10 protein-coding genes are annotated in these 13,884 nt (G+C 70.9%); 8 read left to right on the top strand and 2 right to left on the bottom strand.

What is annotated here, in order from left to right; all coding sequences use genetic code 11:
- The 3 genes from ACFXC1_RS40020 to ACFXC1_RS40010 all read left to right on the top strand — a co-directional run.
- A partial coding sequence (locus ACFXC1_RS40020) for a carbohydrate ABC transporter permease (RefSeq protein ID WP_381252313.1) occupies positions 1-889 on the top strand: 889 nt, incomplete at its 5' end.
- Entirely contained in the window at positions 889-1,785 is an 897-nt protein-coding gene (locus ACFXC1_RS40015; protein WP_381252312.1) for a carbohydrate ABC transporter permease, read from the top strand. The genes ACFXC1_RS40020 and ACFXC1_RS40015, both read left to right, overlap by 1 nt.
- 30 nt (positions 1,786-1,815) lie before the next feature.
- The gene (locus ACFXC1_RS40010) at positions 1,816-4,878 is read left to right on the top strand and encodes an alpha-mannosidase (protein ID WP_381252310.1); all 3,063 of its coding nucleotides are present in this window, start codon (positions 1,816-1,818) and stop codon (positions 4,876-4,878) included.
- A gap of 191 nt (positions 4,879-5,069) precedes the next feature.
- On the opposite strand, the gene ACFXC1_RS40005 is transcribed toward ACFXC1_RS40010, so the two are convergent.
- Both ACFXC1_RS40005 and ACFXC1_RS40000 read right to left on the bottom strand, forming a co-directional pair.
- The gene (locus ACFXC1_RS40005) at positions 5,070-6,059 is read right to left on the bottom strand and encodes an AAA-associated domain-containing protein (RefSeq protein ID WP_381252308.1); all 990 of its coding nucleotides are present in this window, start codon (positions 6,057-6,059) and stop codon (positions 5,070-5,072) included.
- A 1,066-nt stretch (positions 6,060-7,125) separates the two neighbouring features.
- Positions 7,126-8,460 (bottom strand): ROK family transcriptional regulator, encoded by a 1,335-nt coding sequence (locus ACFXC1_RS40000; RefSeq protein WP_381252306.1) that lies wholly within the window; start codon positions 8,458-8,460, stop codon positions 7,126-7,128.
- A gap of 185 nt (positions 8,461-8,645) precedes the next feature.
- On the opposite strand from ACFXC1_RS40000, the gene ACFXC1_RS39995 reads away from it, so the two are divergent.
- From ACFXC1_RS39995 to ACFXC1_RS39975, 5 genes are read left to right on the top strand one after another with little or no spacing between them, the layout of a single operon-like run.
- Positions 8,646-9,995: an ABC transporter substrate-binding protein gene (locus ACFXC1_RS39995; RefSeq protein ID WP_381252304.1), complete on the top strand. Its 1,350-nt coding sequence runs from the start codon at positions 8,646-8,648 to the stop codon at positions 9,993-9,995.
- Positions 9,995-10,939, top strand: a complete 945-nt coding sequence (locus ACFXC1_RS39990; RefSeq protein ID WP_381252302.1) for a carbohydrate ABC transporter permease — start codon at positions 9,995-9,997, stop codon at positions 10,937-10,939. Before ACFXC1_RS39995 ends, ACFXC1_RS39990 begins: the two co-directional genes overlap by 1 nt.
- The gene (locus ACFXC1_RS39985; protein WP_381252300.1) at positions 10,936-11,772 is read left to right on the top strand and encodes a carbohydrate ABC transporter permease; all 837 of its coding nucleotides are present in this window, start codon (positions 10,936-10,938) and stop codon (positions 11,770-11,772) included. The genes ACFXC1_RS39990 and ACFXC1_RS39985 overlap by 4 nt, the downstream gene beginning before the upstream one ends.
- Positions 11,773-11,786: 14 nt before the next feature.
- Positions 11,787-12,785: a Gfo/Idh/MocA family protein gene (locus tag ACFXC1_RS39980; protein ID WP_381252298.1), complete on the top strand. Its 999-nt coding sequence runs from the start codon at positions 11,787-11,789 to the stop codon at positions 12,783-12,785.
- A complete protein-coding gene (locus ACFXC1_RS39975) occupies positions 12,782-13,819 on the top strand; it encodes a Gfo/Idh/MocA family protein (RefSeq protein ID WP_381252297.1) in 1,038 nt (345 codons plus the stop codon). The genes ACFXC1_RS39980 and ACFXC1_RS39975 overlap by 4 nt, the downstream gene beginning before the upstream one ends.
- Positions 13,820-13,884: the final 65 nt, after the last annotated feature.

The following is a 13,884-nucleotide window of genomic DNA, read 5'->3' as shown; positions in this document are numbered from 1 at the left end:
CCGCCGGTCCCGCGAGGCGCCCGCCCCCGCCGTCCGCACCCTGCTGCGCGGACTGCCGACACTGCCGGCCGTGGTGCTGCTCGCCGTCTTCCTGGCCGGGCCGATCGCGTACTGCTTGTACTACGCGTTCACCGACATGCAGCTCACCGGCGCCTCCGGCGCCCGCTTCATCGGCCTGGACAACTTCACCCGGGCCTTCCAGGACAGCGACTTCCTCAACGCGGTCAAGCTCACCCTGGTCTTCGTGGTCGGCTCCGCAGTCATCGGCCAGAACACGCTCGGGCTGGCGCTGGCCATCCTGATGCAGAAGGCCACCAAGCCGGTACGAGCACTCATCAGTGGCGTCGTCATCGCCGCCTGGGTGCTGCCCGAGGTGGTCGCCGGCTATCTGATGTACGCCTTCTTCTACGACCAGGGCTCGCTCAACTCGCTGCTGGACGCGATCGGTCTGCCTCAGCAGAACTGGCTGTACACGATGCCGGTCCTGGCGGTGTGCCTGGCCAACGTCTGGCGCGGGACCGCCTTCTCGATGATGGTCTTCACCGCCGCCATCAACGACGTCCCCCAGGAGTTGACGGAGGCCGCCGAGATGGACGGCGCGAACCCCTGGCAGCGGCTGTGGCGGGTCGTCCTGCCGGTCATCAGGCCGTCGATCCTGACCAACCTGATGCTCATCACGCTCCAGACCCTCTCCGTCTTCGGTCTGATCTACACCATGACCCGCGGCGGACCCGGCAACAAGAGCGAGACACTGCCGATCTTCATGTACCAGCAGGCCTTCCAGAACAGCCTGATCGGCTACGGCACAGCCATCGCCCTGGTGCTGCTCGTGGTGGGCGCGCTCTTCTCCGTCGTGTACATCCGGCTCCTGAAACTGGAGGACGACTGATGGCCGCCGTCGCCACGCCCCCCGCCACCTCCGCCGGACGGGCCGCCCCGAAGACCGGCACCCCGCGCCCGAGACGCCGTTTCCGGCCGAGCCGGGTCGTGATCAACGCCGTACTGCTGGCGGTTTCGGCGCTGTACGTGCTGCCGCTGGTGTGGATGCTGCTGGCCTCGGTGAGCGACACCAACTCCTTCCGGCTGACGATGCCCTCGTCGCTGACGCTCGACAACTTCGACGCGGTCCTCAACGTCGATACCACCTACCGGCCGATGCTCAACAGCCTGCTGCTGTGCGGCTTCGGGACCGCGGTGACCGTCGTGGTGTCCGTGCTCGCCGCCTACCCGCTCTCGCGCTACCGCTCCCGGGTACGACGGCCGTTCCTCTACACGATCCTGTTCTCCACCGGCCTGCCCATCACCGCCGTGATGATCCCGGTGTACAGCATGTTCGTGCAGGTCAACCTGATCGACTCGATGCCCGCCACGACCCTGTTCCTGGCCGCCTCGGCCCTTCCGTTCGGCATCTGGCTGATGAAGAACTTCATGGACGGCGTACCCGTCGTCCTGGAGGAGGCCGCCCGCATCGACGGCGCGAACACCATGCAAGTGCTGTGGCGGGTGGTACTGCCGCTGATGCGACCCGGCGTCGTCGTGGTCACCATCTTCACGTTCATCGGCATGTGGGGGAACTTCTTCGTCCCCTTCATCCTGCTGCTGTCGCCGGAGAAACTCCCGGCCTCCGTCAGCGTGTTCACCTTCCTCAGCGCCCACGACCAGACCCAGTACGGGCAGTTGTCGGCGTTCTCCCTCATCTACTCGATGCCCGTGGTCCTGCTCTATCTGCTGCTCTCCCGCAAACTCGGCGGCGGCTTCGCCCTCGGCGGCGCACTCAAGGGCTGACTCCCCCCACCCATGGACAGAAAGACACCCATGCACAGCGACCGTGACGTCATCGAAAAGCGGCTGGACCGCGTTCTGAACGAGCGGATCCGGCCCGCCGTCCATGCCCGGTCCGTCCGTCTCGACGTGCAGATCTGGAACGTACCCGGCGAACCGGTACCAGTACGCGAGGGCCTGGCCGCCCCCTACCGTCAGGCCCAGGTGGGCGACCGCTGGGGACCGGCCTGGTCGACGAGCTGGTTCAAAGTCAGCGGGACGATCCCCGCGGCATGGGCCGGCGAGACGGTCGAGGCCGTACTGGACCTCGGCTTCGCCACCCACTCCCCCGGCTTCTCCGCGGAGGGGCTGGTCTACCGCGCCGACGGCACCGCGGTGAAGGCGCTCAACCCGCGCAACACCTGGGTACCCGTCGCCGAACGCGCGGAGGGCGGCGAGGAGTTCACGGCCTTCGTCGAGGCCGCGGCCAATCCGGTCGTCATGCACACCGCGCCCGGTGAGCTGACCTTCGGCCCCACCCCGGTGGGCGGACGCGCACCCTGGCTCGGCGACGGCGACGACACAACGGGCGAACCCCTGTACCGGCTGCGACGTCTGGACCTCGCCGTCCTCGACCGCACCGTCCACGAACTCGTCCAGGACCTCGACGTCCTGGGCCAGTTGATGCACGAATTGTCCCCCGACTCCCCGCGCCGCTGGCAGATTCTCCAGGCAATCGGCCGGGCCCTGGACGCGATCGACCTCCAGGACGTCAGAGGCAGCGCGGAAGCGGCACGGGCCCTCCTCGCCCCCGCCCTGGCGGCACCCGCACATGCCGGCGCGCACCGCATCTCGGCTGTCGGGCACGCGCACATCGACACCGCCTGGCTGTGGCCGCTGCGCGAGACGGTCCGCAAGGTCGCCCGGACGGTCTCCAACGTCACGCAACTCATGGACGACCACCCGGAGTTCAAGTTCGTGATGTCCCAGGCGCAACAGCTGGCCTGGCTGAAGGAACAACGGCCCGAGGTCTACGCACGGGCCCAGGAGAAGGCGAAGACCGGACAGTTCCTGCCGACCGGCAGCCTGTGGGTCGAGCCCGACACCAACATCAGCGGCGGCGAGGCGCTGGTACGCCAGTTCGTCCACGGCAAACGGTTCTACCTGGAGGAGTTCGGAGTCGAGACCGAGGAGATGTGGCTGCCCGACACCTTCGGCTACAACGCGGCACTCCCGCAGCTGATGAAGCTGGCCGGGGTGCGCTGGTTCCTGACCCAGAAGATCTCCTGGAACACCACCAACAAGTTCCCCCACCACACGTTCTGGTGGGAGGGCATCGACGGCACCCGCATCTTCAGCCACTTCCCGCCCGTCGACAGCTACAACGGCGAGCTGTCCGGCGCCGAAGTCGCCCACACGGTACGGAACTTCCAGGACAAGGGCCCCGCCAACCACTCCCTGATCCCGTTCGGCTACGGCGACGGAGGCGGCGGTCCCACCCGGGAGATGCTCTCCCGCGCCGCACGGCTGAGAGATCTGGAGGGCTCGGCCCGGATCGAGATCGAGCGGCCGACCGACTTCTTCGAGCGCGCCCATGCCGAGTACCAGGAGAACGGTGGCGCCCCCGTCTGGTCCGGCGAGCTGTACCTGGAGTTCCACCGCGGCACCCTCACCAGCCAGCTCGCCACCAAGCAGGGCAACCGGCGCAGCGAACACCTCCTGCGCGAGGCCGAGTTGTGGGCCGCGACAGCGGCCGTGGTCCACGGGCAGCCCTACCCGTACGAGGCACTGGACCGGCTGTGGAAGACGGTGCTGCTGCACCAGTTCCACGACATCCTGCCCGGGACGTCGATCGCCTGGGTGCACCGCGAGGCGGAGGAGACCTACGCGGCTGTCGCCCGTGAGCTGGAGAAACTGATCGGCGTTGCGCAGCGGGCACTGGCCGGTCCGGGGGACGGGTCCGTGGTCTTCAACGCGGCACCCCACACCCGCGGCGGCGTCGCCGCGTTCGGTGCCGCTCCACGTTCCCTGTCGCCGGAGGCTCCGGTGGCCCCGGCGACGGACGGGGACGGATTCGTCCTCGACAACGGCGTCGTGCGGGTCGTGGTGGACAGCCGGGGGCTCATCACTTCGGCGTACGACCACGCGGCGGGCCGGGAGGCCCTGGCGCCCGGTGCGGTCGGCAACCTGCTCCAACTGCACCAGGACTTCCCCAACCAGTGGGACGCCTGGGACATCGACGTGTTCTACCGCAACACCGTCCGCGACCTCACTCAGGCGCAGTCGGTGACATCGACCGGCGACGGCATCCGGGTGGTCCGGGTCTTCGGGGACTCACGGATCGAACAACACCTCTCGCTGCCGGCCGGTTCCCGGCGTCTGGTGATCGACACGGTGGTGGACTGGCACGAGCGGGAGAAGCTGCTCAAGGCCACCTTCCCGCTGGACGTACGGGCCGCGCACTCGACCGCCGAGATCCCCTTCGGCCACGTCGAGCGGCCCACCCACACCAACACCAGTTGGGACGCCGCCAAGTTCGAGGTCTGCGCCCACCGGTTCCTCCACGTCGGCGAACCCGACTGGGGCGCCGCCCTCCTCAACGACTCCACCTACGGGCACGACGTCACCCGTGACATCCGTCCCGACGGAGGTACGACCACCACGGTCCGCCTCTCCCTTCTCAGGGCTGCCCGCTTCCCCGACCCCGACCAGGACCAGGGAACGCACCGGCTCGGCTACGCGCTCCTGATCGGCGCGGACGTCTCCGACGCGACCCGTGAGGGCTACCACTTCAACCTCCCGGAACGCGCGGTGCCGGGCAGTTCGACAGTCGCCCCCCTGGTGGCGGTCGACCACGAGGGCGTGATCGTCGAGGCGGTGAAGCTCGCCGACGACCGCGCGGGCGACATCGTCGTACGCCTCTACGAGTCACGTGGCACCCGCGCCCGCGCCACTCTCGCCACCGCGTTCCCACTGGCCTCGGTGACCGCGACGGACCTTCTCGAACGCCCGCTCGCCGATCCGACGAGCCACCGACATGCCGGTGGCGGCGTGGAAGTGACGCTGCGTCCGTTCCAGATCCTGACGCTGCGGTTGCGGCCCACCCCGGGCGACTGACGCCGCGAGGAGGGGTGTGGGTCCCGGTGCGGGCCCCCAACCGCTCCGGCATGTCGGGCGAGGCGGCAACCCCGCCCCGTCCCGAGGAAGGACGAGGCCCGGAACGGCCGGTCCCGGGACCGGCCGTTGTCCACCCCGGCGCAAGGTGTCGGGCTTCCCCCACGCTCACGGTGCATGCCGGCACCAGGACCTCACTCGTTGCGTTCGCCCCGCGCCGACCGGCAGACGGCCTTCCTGTCGCGAGCGCTCTGAGGCCGACGGCGGGATCTTCGACGAGACCATGGCCGGACGACGGCTGAGATACCGCCCCGCGGGGTCTTCACCACCAGCCGACCCTTTCGTCCCCGACCACGTGGTCGGGCGTCTCGCGCCCGCGTTCGATCGCAGTACACCTGCGGCTCGCCGTCATAGGAGTACGGCTCGGCATGGCGGCCCCCGTCGGTGACCGACTCCAGCCGGCGGATGGCCTGTTCGCCGGTGAAGTGGTGGGCCAGGACGTCGCGGAGGAAACCGCGCAGAGTGCCGTCCGGGTTCTGTCGCCGGCTGCGGGTGATCAGCCGCACCAGCGGTACGCCTCGAGCGGCCTCGGCGAAGATGCTCTTGGACTTCTGCGCGTCGGCGCCGGCGAACTCGGTGTCGGTCAGCAGCAGGTCATCGCTGTGCGCGGCGGTGAAGCCGAGCATGTCGAGGGCGTCAAGGAGGGGCAGGATGTCGTCGATCTCCAGGCCGAGGTCTTCGGCGCGGCCGGCCAGGTCCGCTCGCACCTCGTGGTGGACGACCGTCTCCGCCCGCCCTGACAGCCCGTCCACGCTGGTGGCGGTGGGCAGCGGGGTGTTGGCCGGGGTGCGCTTCTCCAGCTCGACCGGTCCTGTCCGGCCGTGGGTGTGGCCCGCATTCTGGCGTCCGGTCACGGTGCGGTGGGCGCGGTCGATCAGGTCCGCGGAGGCGGCCGCATCACGGTCGCGGGGACGGTGCAGGCCGACCTCTCGGATCGTGCCGCAGGGCCGGGCACCGAGGACCACGATCCGGTCGGCCAGCAGCGCGGCCTCCTCCACGCTGTGGGTGACCAGCGCGATCGTCCTGGTCGGGAGCCGGCCCGACTCCCACAGTCCGGTCAGCTCGCCACGCAGGTTCTCGGCCGTGAGCACGTCCAGCGCGGAGAACGGCTCGTCCGACTCCACGACGAGCGCGGGCCGAGCGGACCGCGTCCGCCCGCTCGGCGGCCGGAACTCCCTTGGCCTCCATGCCCGGTTCGACGTTCTGCTGCACGGTCGGCCACGGCAGCAGGGGCGAAGGTCTGGATCACCATGGCCGTGCCCGGGTCGGCGCCGGTGAGCGGGATGTCGTGGGTGACGGCCGTCCGCTGCCCGTCGAAGCGGGTCATGGCGACGAAGTACGCCGTCCAGACGACGCGGCCCAGGAACAGTGCTCCCGGAGCCGGCCGCCCCGGCCGCAGGCCCGCGATCGTGATGCAGCGTCGGCACCGCACGAAGCAGCTCCAGAACCGACGCCGGACAGGCCATCACATACGCCGCGACCGTGTCGCCAGTGCCCGGGAGAACAAGCCCATGCCTCCGGCACCGCACGAAATCTGTGCGGCCGTTGTCGGTTTCGCGCGGCAGACGACCGAAAGTCGCGGCACCGACAGCCCACGTTCTGGACGTCTTGCAGGCCGACTCGGCCCGGCCCATATGATGCGCTGCCGCCTGCGGACAGTGGCGGCGAGCGGAGGCGACGATGTTTCATGACGAGCCGATATTCCGTCAGCTCAAAGCCGAGCGGGGTGATGTGCCCGCCCAGGTACGGGCCACAGCGGAGGAAACACTGCGGCAACTGAGGCACGTGATGGACTGGAGCACCCCGATCTCCAACTGGCCGGATCGCACCCGTCGCACAGCCGACACTCCCGTGATCTCGGGCGGACCCACAGGGATTTCGGAACACGGCCCGCTCTAGAACGGGCCTCTGACAAAGCGGTTGCCGGCCTGCCGCACAGGGGCGCTTCCCCGGACCACGGGAACCTCCTTGGCGTGTGGCCATCGAAACTGGCGCGAGTTCCCGGACTCTCGTGCCGGTTGTTCCGGCCGGGACCTCGACCACCAGCCCGGGAGCGGCAGCTGCACAGGACCTCCTCCCTGGTCCGTGCGCTTGGGGACGACCGCCGACCTCGAAGCCCACCACGGCCTGGTCGGCGAGCAGGCATTCGACGACTGGGCACGAAGGTGGTGTGGCGGGAACCACTCACCGTCATGCGCCCGGTGCCCGCACCCCGAGGCCTGTCGGCCGTGTCCGCAGCACGACCTCGACGGAGGAGAGCGCGAAGCGGACCGCGCCGGTGAGGACGACGTCGTCACCGAGGGAGGACAGCCGCCAGCGAGGCGAGTCGACCAGGAGGGTGTCCGCGTGTGCCCGCGCGGCGCCGAGCAGGAGGCGGGCGGCCGGGTCCGTGTCGGCGGATCCGAACTGGCCGGTGCCGAGGACGACCACGGCCGGGTCGAGCGCGAGCAGGACCGGGGCGATCCCCTCGGCGAGCCGGCGGCCGTAGGACTCGACGGCGGCCGTCGCCTCCGCCTCACCGGCCGCCGTACCGGCGACGACGGAGGCGGGCAGCGGCTCCAGGCCGGGGGAACCGGGCGCGTCCGAGGGGCCGGGGAAACGGATGAACCCGATCTCGCCGGCCGCTCCGTGATGCCCGCGCAGGAGCCGGCCGCCGGTGATGACGCCGGCGCCGAGGCGTTCGCCGAGGAGGACGAACACCATCTCGCCGGTCAACGCGCCGGCCGGTGACCCGGGCCGCTCCCCCGCTTGCGCCTCGGAGGGTTCGCCACCCTCGGTCCGGGCGTCGGCGCTCCGGGGCCCGTCGGCCGTCCGCCCCACCCCGCGCCACTGCTCACCCAGCGCCGCGAGGTTGGCGTCGTTCTCGACGGCGACGGGGCAACGCAGCAGTTCGTGGAGGATGCCGACGATGTCGGTGCCGGCCCAGGTACTCAGGTTGTCGGCCTGGCGTACGCGAGTGTTGGCCCGGTCGACGAGGCCGGGGGTACCGACCGTCGCCGCCCAGACGCGCGTCGTGTCCACGCCGACGCGGGCCATGGCGGTATGGACCGCCGAGGTGACGACGGCCGCGCGCGCCGCGCCCGAGAGGTCGGCCTGGACCTCCTGCCTCTCCACGACGACCTGTTCGCCGTCGAGGTCGGCGAGGCAGACGGTGACCGAGCGGGGGCGGACGTCGGCTCCGACGACGAAGCCCGCGTCCGGGCGGAAGCGGAAGCGGCGTGCCGGACGTCCCGGAGAGCGCCGACCGCGGGCGGACAGCGCGGGAACCACCTCGATCAGGCCGCAGTCGACGAGTTCCTCCGCGATGACCTCCACCGTGGGTCGCGACAGGTTCGTCGCCTTGACGAGTTCGGAGAGCCGCGGGTGCGGGTCCGCCGAGCGCACGACGGCAAGGACGGCCGCCGCGTTCGTCGCGCGCAGGTCCGCCACGCCGACGACCGCCGGCGCGCCGGGCGCCACCAGCTCCGCGGCACCGCTCAGCGGCCACACGGAAGCCGGTTGCGGGCCTGGCTCCGGAACTGCCACCACTACTGCCTCCACAAGAAAGTCTTGACGCCCATCGGCGCCATGCCGATTATATAACGCAACTGCGTTATTAAAAGATCTCCCGCAGTAGCCCGCCGCTGCTCCCGTGTCCCCCACGGCATCGCCCCGGACCGGCCCCCACCCGACACCCGGCCTCCCTCTCCGTCGCCCCAGGAGAAATCGCCATGAGTCACAGCCACTTCCACCTCGCGCCCCGTCTGCCCAGACGCGTCATCCTCGCCGCCGCCGGGTCCTCGCTGCTCGCCGCCTGCGGCAGTTCCCTGACCCCCGGTGCCAAGGGCGCCGCCACCGACAGCGCCTCCGGGCCCGTCACCACCGCCGTACCGACCGGCACGCAGATCACCCTGGTGGTCGCCGACGCGGACGACACCACCATGACCCCGGACCTGCTCGCCGCCTTCCACGCCAAGTACCCCAACGTCACCTTCAAGCGCCAGTACACCGGCTGGGACGACTACCTCAAGAGCATCGACACCACGATGTCCGCGGACAGCGCCCCGGACATCGCCCAGTACGTGTCCGGCATGAACAACCTGGTCAAGGGCCGCCTGCTGCTCGATGTCGGCGCGTACGCCAAGGCGTACGGCTGGCCGGGGAAGTTCCCCGGCCTCGACCAGATCACCTTCAGCTCCGACGGCCGGACCACCGGCACCGGCGCGCTGTACGGCGTGCCCGGCGGTCTGTCGTTCGAGGGCGTCTACTACAACAAGGCCAAGGTGAAGCGACTCGGGATCACCGTCCCGCCGACCAGCGTCGACGAACTGGAGGCGATGTTCGCCAAGGCCAAGGCGGCGGGCGAGACCGCGCTCGTCGCGGGCAATCTCGACGGAGGCCTCAACCACCCCTTCAACGTCCTGCTGTCCCTCTACATGAAGCCCGCCGACCGCCAGGCGTGGGCCTTCGGCCACCAGGGCGCCAAGATCACCGGCGCGGAGGCGGTCACCGCCGCTGCCACCCTCAAACGCTGGGTGGACAAGGGCTATGTGACGCCGAAGGTCAACGGCGTCAGCGACAACGACGCGACCGCCGCCTTCGCCAAGGGCACCGGTGTCTTCCGCATCAGCGGCAACTGGGCCGCGGCCGCCGTCGCCAAGGGCCTCGGAGCCGACGCGGGCCTGTTCAGCGCACCCCCCGCCGACAAGGGCGGCACCCTGCACACCACGGGCGCGGGCGTCTACTACTGCGTCTCCAGCAGGACGAAGAACGCCGCCGCAGCCGCCGCCTTCCTCGACTTCTGCGCGAGCGAGGAGGCGGCACCCCTCATCGCCAAGTCCGGTTTCATGGCACCCGACGCCTCCGCCATGCCCCAGCGGAGCGGGCTGCTCGGCGACGTGAGCGACGGCTGGCAGGCCATCGTCAAGGACTCCGGACTGGAGCCGTTCGTCCAGAACGCCTCCACCCCCACGATGCCGGACACCGTCACCACCCAACTGCAGCTCCTGGCCGGAGGCAAGGTCACCGCCGAGAAGTTCCTCGCCAACCTGCAGGCCGACTTCGACAAGTACCACGCGTGATGGCTCTCACCACACGCCGTCCCACTGCTCCGGCGGCCGACCGCGCCCGTGCCCCCGCCGGGCGGCGGTCCGGCGCCGGCCGCCGCCGCCGCGCCGTGGCGCTGCTGTACGTGTTGCCCGCCCTGCTGCCGTACACGCTGTTCGCGGTGCTGCCCGCGCTCCACACCGCGTATCTGTCGCTGTTCGACTGGGACGGGGTGACCCTGCCGTCCTTCACCGGAATCGCCAACTACCGTACGGTCTTCGCCGATCCGCAGCTGCGTGCGGCGGCCTGGCACGCGGGCGCGCTGATCATCTTCTTCTCCGTGCTGCCCATCTGCGTCGGCCTGGTCTCCGCGGCCGTCGTGTCCCGCCTGTCCGGCCGCCGCGGCATCACGGCCGTCCGTACGCTGCTGTTCCTGCCGCAGGTCGTCCCCCTGGTCGCGGTCGCCATCATCTGGCGCTGGGTCTACGCCGAGGACGGCACCCTCAACCAGGCGCTGCGTGCCGTCGGCCTCGGCCGGCTCGCCGACTCCTGGCTCGGCAGCTTCACCTGGGCGCTGCCGGCCGTCGGACTGATCGGCACCTGGGTGGTGGCCGGGCTGTGCATGGTGCTCTTCCTGTCCGGCACGCAACGCATCGACCAGGAGATCTACGAGGCCGCGCGGATGGACGGCGCGGGCCCGGTACGCGAGTTCTGGTCGGTCACTGTTCCACTGCTGCGCCCGGAGATCGCGGTCGCGCTGTCCATCACCGTGATCGCCGCGCTCTCCAGCTTCGACCTGATCTACATCACCACCGGCGGCGGCCCCGGAAACAGCACCGTGGTGCCCGGCATCCTCATCTACCGGCTCGCCTTCGGAGGCGGCCAGGTCGGGCTGGCGAGCGCGCTGGCCGTGGTACTGACGGCGGTCATCTCGGTCGCCGTCCTGGTCATCAACCGCCTTGCCCGGGAGGCCCCGTGACGACAGCCGACGCGGTCAAACCGAGGGCTCTCGCCGCGCCCGCCGTGCTGGTGGTGTTCTGCGCCGCCGTCCTCGTACCGTTCCTGTCGCTCCTGCTGGCCTCGGTGCAGCCGGCCGGAACACCACTGACCGGGCTGTCCCTGCCGACCCACGGCATCCACCTGGAGAACTTCGCGCACGCGTGGTCGCGGGCCGGGTTCGGGCCGCTGCTGCGCTCCAGCACCGTGATCGCGCTCGCAGTCGTCCCGGCCGCGGTGCTCTGCGCCACGCTCGCCGGGTACGCGCTGGCCACCATGGACGTCCCCGGCGGCGGGAAGCTGTACGCGTACCTGCTGCTGGGGCTGGCGATCCCGACCGAGGTCACCGTCATCCCGCTCTACTACGACCTGCGGGCACTGGGGCTGACCAACACCGTGCCGGGGCTGGCACTCGCGGAGATCGCCGCCTTCATGCCGTTCGGCGTGTTCTGGATGCGCGCGCACTTCGCGACCATGCCGCGCAGCCTGATCGAGGCCGCCCGGCTGGACGGGGCCTCGTCGTGGACGACGCTGTGGCGGGTACTGCTGCCGAGCTCCCGGCCGGCCGTGACCACACTCGGCGTCCTGTACTTCGTGTGGAGCTGGAACCAGTTCCTGCTGCCCCTGATCCTCATCCAGGATCCGAGCAGCCGCACCGCCCCCGCCGGACTCGGCTTCTTCACCGGCCAGTACGGCGTCGACGTCCCGCTGCTCGCGGCGGCCACGCTGATCGTGATCACCCCGGTGGTCGCCGTGTACCTGTTCTTCCAGCGGCACTTCATCAACGGCGTGCTCAGCGGCGCGCTCAAGGGCTAGGAGGCCCAGAGCAGATGGCACAACTCGACGTGGCGCTGATCGGCGCGGGCGGCATCGCCCGGACCCATCTGCCCGCCTGGACGGCGCTCGGCGCCCGTGTCCGCATCTACTCCCCCGACGACCGGGCCCCCGGCCTCGCCGACGCGTTCGGAGCCACCGCCGTACAGTCGCCGGAGGAGGCGATGGCCGGGGCGGACGTGGTGGACGTGTGCACCCCGACCGACACCCACCGTGAGATCGCCCTGGCCGCCGTCGCGGCCGGAGCGAACGTGCTGTGCGAGAAGCCGCTGGCGCTGACCGCCGCCGACGCGGGGCTGATCGCCGACGCCGCCGAAACGGCCGGCCTGCGCCTCTACCCGGGGCACGTGGTGCGTTTCTTCCCGGCCTACGCCCGACTGCGCGAACTCGTCTCCGGCGGCGCGCTGGGCAGGGTCGCGGTGGCCCGCTTCACCCGCACCGGCCGCTACCCCACCTGGAGCCCGTGGTTCGCCGACCCCTCGCGCTCCGGCGGGATCCTGGTCGACCAGATGATCCACGACTTCGACATCGCCCGCTGGTTGTTCGGCGAGGTGGTGCGCGTCCACGCCCAGCAGCGCGGCCACCTCACCGCGCCCGCTCCGGACGGCGCCGTCGCCACCGGAACAGCCGTACTCACCCATGAGACAGGGGTGATCACGCAGGTGGTGGGCGTGTGGGCGCCACCGGACACCCCGTTCCGCACCACCTTCCACGTCACCGGCACCGGCGGCACCGCCCGGCACGACTCACTGGCCGCGCCCGGACTGCGGGTCGTCGGCGGCAGCGGCGCGACGGTCGGGGGCATTCCGTCGGGGGACTTCGGGGAGTCGCCGTACGCCGTCCAGATACGCGAGTTCGCCGCCGCCTTCGCCGGGGACGGCCCCGAGCCCCGGGTGAGCGCCCGGGACGGCGTGGCGGCCGTCCGCATCGCCGAAGCCGCCGCCGAATCGGACCGCACCGGGCGCGCCGTGGCCATCGAGAGGAGCCCCGTATGAGAGTCGCCGTCCTGTCTTTCGCCCACGTCCACGCCGCCACCTACCTCGAACTGCTGCGCGACCGCGACGACGTGGAACTCGTCGCCGCCGATCCTGGAGCACCGCCCGGAGACCCCGACCGCGGTCCGGCCCTGGCCGAGCGGCTCCACGTCCCGTACACCGAGACCTGGGACGACGTCTTCGCACAGCCCGTCGACGCGGCCGTCGTCACCAGCGAGAACGCCCACCACCGGGAGCTCGTCGAACGTGCCGCGCAGGCCGGCGCGCATGTGCTGTGCGAGAAGCCGCTCGCCACCACCGAGGCCGACGCCCGGGCGATCCTCGACACCTGTGCCCGCGCCGGGGTGAGACTGATGACCGCCTACCCGGTCCGCTTCGACTCCGCCTTCGGCGCGCTGCGCGACGCCCTCGGCGACGGCTCCATCGGCCGCCTGGTCAGCGTCCACGGCACCAACAACGGCTGGAACCCGGCCCGTTCCCGCTCTTGGTTCGGCGATCGCGAACTGGCGGGCGGCGGTGCGGTGATGGACCACACCGTGCACATCGCCGATCTGATGGACGTGCTGCTGGACGGCGAGCAGGCGGCGGAGGTCTACGCACAGGCCAACTCCGTCCTGGACGCCGATCTCGGCCTGGACGTGGAGACCGCGGGCCTGGTCACCATCCGCTACCCCGGCGGCGTGGTGGCAGCCGTCGACTGCAGCTGGAGCCATCCCAAGGACCACCCCAACTGGGGCGGCCTCACGCTGACCTGCGTCGGCGAGCGGGCGATCGCCGAGTTCGACGCCTTCCCCCGCCTCCTCGGCGGCTTCGACACCGCGACCGGCCGCGCCCGTTGGGAGCCCGGCGGCGACGACCTGGACGCGGCGATGCTGGACGCCTTCCTCGACGCGGCCAGGACCGGCCGACACCCCTCCCCCGACGGCGAGGCCGGCCTGCGTTCACTGCGGGTGGTGCTGGCCGCCTACGAGTCGCTGCGCACGGGGCAGCCGGTTGCCCTGCCGCCGCCGTACACCGACACCGCAGTGCGGTAGACGCGAGCCTCGAACGACGGGGCCGCTGGCACCACGCTGTCGACGGTCGCCAGGCCGGACCGTCA

Source organism: Streptomyces hokutonensis (genome assembly GCF_042751305.1).
In the GTDB taxonomy this organism is placed as follows: domain Bacteria; phylum Actinomycetota; class Actinomycetes; order Streptomycetales; family Streptomycetaceae; genus Streptomyces; species Streptomyces hokutonensis_A.
Note: the sequence above shows the minus strand (reverse complement) of the source record. Positions and strands in the feature narration are given on the sequence as shown.

Coding starts and splice junctions, on each gene's coding strand:
- ACFXC1_RS40015 (WP_381252312.1), top strand. CDS start 889: ATGGCCGCCGTCGCCACGCCCCCCGCCACCTCCGCCGGACGGGCCGCC.
- ACFXC1_RS40010 (WP_381252310.1), top strand. CDS start 1,816: ATGCACAGCGACCGTGACGTCATCGAAAAGCGGCTGGACCGCGTTCTG.
- ACFXC1_RS39995 (WP_381252304.1), top strand. CDS start 8,646: ATGAGTCACAGCCACTTCCACCTCGCGCCCCGTCTGCCCAGACGCGTC.
- ACFXC1_RS39990 (WP_381252302.1), top strand. CDS start 9,995: ATGGCTCTCACCACACGCCGTCCCACTGCTCCGGCGGCCGACCGCGCC.
- ACFXC1_RS39980 (WP_381252298.1), top strand. CDS start 11,787: ATGGCACAACTCGACGTGGCGCTGATCGGCGCGGGCGGCATCGCCCGG.
- ACFXC1_RS39975 (WP_381252297.1), top strand. CDS start 12,782: ATGAGAGTCGCCGTCCTGTCTTTCGCCCACGTCCACGCCGCCACCTAC.